Here is a 927-nt window from a genome sequence, read left to right as displayed (position 1 = left end):
GTTGACGTTGTCGGTGAGGTCGCGCCACGTACCCGAAACGCCTTTGACCTGGGCCTGACCGCCGAGCTTGCCCTCCGAGCCCACCTCGCGGGCCACCCGGGTCACCTCGTCGGCGAACGACGACAACTGGTCCACCATCGTGTTCACGGTGTTCTTCAGCTCGAGGATCTCACCCCGGGCGTCGACCGTGATCTTCTGACCGAGGTCGCCCTTGGCCACCGCGGTGGTGACCGAGGCGATGTTGCGGACCTGCCCGGTCAGGTTGGACGCCATGTAGTTGACGTTGTCGGTCAGATCGCGCCACGTGCCGGCCACCCCGCGCACCTGCGCCTGACCACCGAGCTTGCCCTCCGAGCCCACCTCGCGGGCCACCCGGGTCACCTCGTCGGCGAACGACGACAACTGGTCGACCATGGTGTTCACGGTGTTCTTCAGCTCGAGGATCTCGCCCTGCGCGTCGACGGTGATCTTCTGCGACAGGTCGCCCTTGGCCACCGCCGTCGACACCTGCGCGATGTTGCGGACCTGACTGGTCAGGTTCGACGCCATCGAGTTGACGTTGTCGGTCAGATCGCGCCACGTGCCGGCCACCCCGCGCACCTGCGCCTGACCGCCGAGCTTGCCCTCGGTGCCGACCTCGCGGGCCACCCGGGTCACCTCGTCGGCGAACGACGACAACTGGTCGACCATGGTGTTGACCGTCGACTTGAGTTCGAGGATCTCGCCCCGGGCGTCGACCGTGATCTTCTGACCGAGGTCGCCCTTCGCCACCGCGGTGGTGACCGAGGCGATGTTGCGGACCTGACTGGTCAGGTTCGTCGCCATGTAGTTGACGTTGTCGGTGAGGTCGCGCCACGTACCCGAAACGCCTTTGACCTGGGCCTGACCGCCGAGCTTGCCCTCCGAGCCCACCTCGCGGGCCACCCG

Annotated in this window: 1 protein-coding gene; it reads right to left on the bottom strand. The window is 67.1% G+C overall.

The window, feature by feature from the left end; all coding sequences use genetic code 11:
- Positions 1–927, bottom strand: a 927-nt coding sequence (locus WH85_RS46170; protein WP_045748584.1) for a HAMP domain-containing protein, incomplete at both ends; no start/stop codon positions are given.

The organism is Actinoplanes rectilineatus, from assembly GCF_000962825.1.
GTDB lineage: Bacteria > Actinomycetota > Actinomycetes > Mycobacteriales > Micromonosporaceae > Actinoplanes > Actinoplanes rectilineatus.
The sequence above is the reverse complement of the archived record's forward strand: the minus strand, read 5'-3'. Positions and strand labels throughout refer to the sequence as shown.